The organism is Verrucomicrobiia bacterium (genome assembly GCA_035460805.1).
Taxonomy (GTDB): domain Bacteria; phylum Patescibacteriota; class UBA1384; order CAILIB01; family CAILIB01; genus DATHWI01.
Genome location: DATHWI010000014.1, coordinates 1 through 3,960, shown reverse-complemented (window position 1 = coordinate 3,960; position 3,960 = coordinate 1). Strand labels below are relative to the sequence as shown.

2 tRNA genes and 2 rRNA genes are annotated in these 3,960 nt (G+C 52.6%); all 4 read left to right on the top strand.

Features of this window, described 5'->3' with window-relative positions:
* A 16S ribosomal RNA gene (locus tag VLA04_00275) occupies positions 1-1,446 on the top strand; the annotation flags it as partial.
* A 164-nt stretch (positions 1,447-1,610) separates the two neighbouring features.
* Positions 1,611-1,686, top strand: a tRNA-Ala gene (locus tag VLA04_00270).
* A gap of 52 nt (positions 1,687-1,738) precedes the next feature.
* Positions 1,739-1,815: transfer RNA gene (locus tag VLA04_00265), tRNA-Ile, on the top strand.
* A 156-nt stretch (positions 1,816-1,971) separates the two neighbouring features.
* A 23S ribosomal RNA gene (locus VLA04_00260) occupies positions 1,972-3,960 on the top strand; the annotation flags it as partial.

Genomic DNA, 3,960 nt, shown 5'->3' with positions numbered 1-3,960 from the left:
TGTTCAGTGGCGAACGGGTGCGTAACACGTGGATAACATACCGGAAAGCGAGGAATAGCCCAGGGAAACTTGGATTAATACCTCATGTGGTCGCAAGACTAAAGGCGGGGCAACCTGTCGCTTTCTGATTGGTCCGCGGCCTATCAGCTAGTTGGCGGGGTAACGGCCCACCAAGGCGACGACGGGTAGCTGGTCTGAGAGGATGACCAGCCACACTGGAACTGAGACACGGTCCAGACACCTACGGGTGGCAGCAGTCGAGAATCATTCACAATGGGGGCAACCCTGATGGTGCGACGCCGCGTGGAGGATAAGGTCTTCGGATTGTAAACTCCTGTCATGCGAGAGCAAGATCTGTGCGGGTAACTCCGCTGGATTTGATAGTATCGCAAGAGGAAGAGACGGCTAACTCTGTGCCAGCAGCCGCGGTAATACAGAGGTCTCAAGCGTTGTTCGGAATCACTGGGCGTAAAGGGTGCGTAGGTGGCGTGGAAAGTCAGATGTGAAATCCGGGGGCTCAACCTCCGAATAGCATCCGATACTCCCATGCTAGAGAACTGGAGGGGGATCTGGAATTCTCGGTGTAGCAGTGAAATGCGTAGATATCGAGAGGAACACTAGTGGCGAAGGCGAGATCCTGGACAGTATCTGACACTGATGCACGAAGGTCAGGGGAGCAAACGGGATTAGATACCCCGGTAGTCCTGACAGTAAACGGTGCACGTTTGGTGTGGGAGGATTCGACCCCTTCTGTGCCGGAGCTAACGCGTTAAACGTGCCGCCTGGGAAGTACGGTCGCAAGATTAAAACTCAAAGAAATTGACGGGGACCCGCACAAGCGGTGGAGTATGTGGCTTAATTCGATGCAACGCGAAGAACCTTACCTGGGCTTGACATGCACTGTGTCTCCGGTGAAAGCCGGATAGTGTAGCAATACACGCTTTGCACAGGTGCTGCATGGCTGTCGTCAGCTCGTGTCGTGAGATGTTGGGTTAAGTCCCGCAACGAGCGCAACCCCTGTGATTTGTTGCCACCGGAGCAATCCGAGCACTCGAATCAGACTGCCCAGATCAACTGGGAGGAAGGTGGGGATGACGTCAAGTCCGTATGGCCCTTACGCCCAGGGCTGCACACGTACTACAATGCCCAGCACAATGTGAACCGAAACCGCGAGGTGGAGGAAATCCTCAAAACTGGGCTCAGTTCAGATTGCAGGCTGCAACTCGCCTGCATGAAGTTGGAATCGCTAGTAATGGTACATCAGCTACGGTACCGTGAATACGTTCCCGGGTCTTGTACACACCGCCCGTCACATCATGGAAGCTGGTTTCGCCCGAAGTGCCCGCGCCGACCGCAAGGAGGCAAGGCCCTAAGGCAAGACTGGTGACTGGGATGAAGTCGTAACAAGGTAGCCGTAGGGGAACCTGCGGCTGGATCACCTCCTTTCTATGGAGTATTCCAGGAGCTTTACCGCTCACTGGAAAGGTCGAGACTCTTGAGCGCCTGGTTCGCCAGAACGCCTTGAGTCTGCTAAAACTCAAATGTTTCGCGCACATTAGCACGTGTAGCGCACTACTTAGCTTTTACTTGGTTTGTCACGCATCACCAAAGGGGGTATAGCTCAGCTGGTAGAGCGCCAGCTTTGCAAGCTGGATGTCTGGGGTTCGAGTCCCCATGCCTCCACCATGCGAAAACGCTGGGCCGCTTTTCAAGCGAAGTGTTCCGATTGTAAAAGATCGGGCCTGTAGCTCAGTTGGTTAGAGCACCGCCTTGATAAGGCGGGGGTCAATGGTTCGAGTCCATTCAGGCCCACCATCGGGTTGATTGTGTGAATGATTGAAGTTGCCGTATGAAGAACGGGAGTTCTTTGAAAACTGAACAAGACAAGTTAAGAGCAAGACACTTCTGCCGGGAGACCGGTGGAAGAGAGTGAGAAAAGTATTTTGTCAGTCTTCGGACTGACGCCAAAGGTATCAAGTATTTTAGAGCACATAGTGAATGCCTTGGCACCAGCAGGCGATGAAGGACGTGCTAAGCTGCGATAAGCTTCGGATAGCGGCAAAGACGCTTTGACCCGGAGATTTCCGAATAGGATAACCTGCAACGGTTCATACCGTTGCGTACAGCCCTCAATACATAGGGGCTGTGACGCCATACCGGGGGAAGTGAAACATCTCAGTACCCCGAGGAAAAGAAAGCGAATGCGATTCCGTCAGTAGTGGCGAACGAAAGCGGATCAGCCCAAACCGGAGGCTTTGCCTCCGGGGTTGTAGGAGCCCGACGTGGCATTGGATCAAGTTAGGTGAAGCTTCAGGAAAGTTGCGCCAGAGAGGGTGAAAGGCCCGTAACCGAAAACTTCGATCCAGCCTAGGGAATTCCTGAGTAATGCGATACACGTGAAACTTCGCATGAATCGACGCCGACCACGGCGTAAGGCTAAATACTAGCTGGTGACCGACAGTGAACAAGTACCGCGAGGGAAAGGTGAAAAGCACCGCTGTGAGCGGAGTGAAATAGTACCTGAAACCATGTGCTTACAAGGTGTCAGAGCCTCTTTATGAGGTGATGGCGTGCCTTTTGCTTAATGAGTCTGCGAGTTGGTTTTTGTAGCAAGCCTAAGTCCTTCTGGGACGCAGGCGCAGCGAAAGCGAGTCCGAACAGGGCGAATTTAGTTACAGGAGCCAAACCCGAAGCGGTGGTGATCTACCCATGGCCAGGCTGAAGCGTTGGTAATACGACGTGGAAGGCCGAACCGGTGAACCTTGAGAAGTTCTCGGATGAGTTGTGGGTAGGAGTGAAAGGCTAATCAAACCCCGTAATAGCTGGTTCTCCTCGAAATGTATTTAGGTGCAGCGTCATATGCTGACTTGGGGGGGTAGAGCACTGAATGAGCTAGGGGGCACACCCGCCTACCAAACTCAATCAAACTCCGAATACCCCAGGGTGAAGTATGGCAGTAAGACAGTGGGGGATAAGCTTCATTGTCGAAAGGGAAACAGCCCAGCCCAGCAGCTAAGGTGCCCAAATACCGCTAAGTGGAAAGGAGGTGAGATTTCTTTGACAGTGAGGATGTTGGCTTAGAAGCAGCCACCATTTAAACAGTGCGTAATAGCTGACTCATCGAGAGATCTCGCGCCGAAAATGATTGGCGATCAAGCGGTATACCGAAGCTCTGGATGCCCCAGTCTGCGGACTGGGGTTTGGTAGAGGAGCGTTCTCAACGCATCGAAGCTGGATGGCGACTGAAAGTGGAGTGTTGAGAAGTGAGGATGCAGACATAAGTAACGACAAGGGTGGTGAAATCCCACCCCGCCGTAAATCCAAGGTTTCCTGGGCAACGATTTTCGTCCCAGGGTTAGTCGGGACCTAAGCCGATGCCGTCTGGCGCAGGCGATGGAAAGCAGGTTAATATTCCTGCACCGACTCTGGTTAAGTCATGTTAGACCACGGAGAAGGAGAAAACAGACCTTATTGACTTGGCAGGAAGGGCTTCGGCCTGACCGTGTTTTCAAATGATCCGTCTAGAAAAGCTTCATGATGTTCCCAGGGTCGCCCGTACTAGAAACCGACTCAGGTGGATGGGTAGAATATACCAAGGCGCAAGAGTGAAACCTCGTTAAGGAACTCTGCAATCTAGTCCCGTAACTTCGGAAGAAGGGATGCCCTAATTTATTAGGGTCGCAGTGAAAGGGGTCAACCGACTGTTTATCAAAAACACAGCATTGTGCGAAGACGAAAGTCTATGTATACGATGTGACACGTGACCAATGCGGAAAGATTAAGGCAAGATGTTAGTCCCGCGCAAGCGGGGCGAAGCTTTGAACCCAAGTCCCCGTGAATGTCGGCCGTAACTATAACGGTCCTAAGGTAGCGAAATTCCTTGTCGGGTAAGTTCCGACCTGCACGAATCGTGTAACGAGTTGACCGCTGTCTCAACGAGGGGCTCAGTGAATTTGTAGT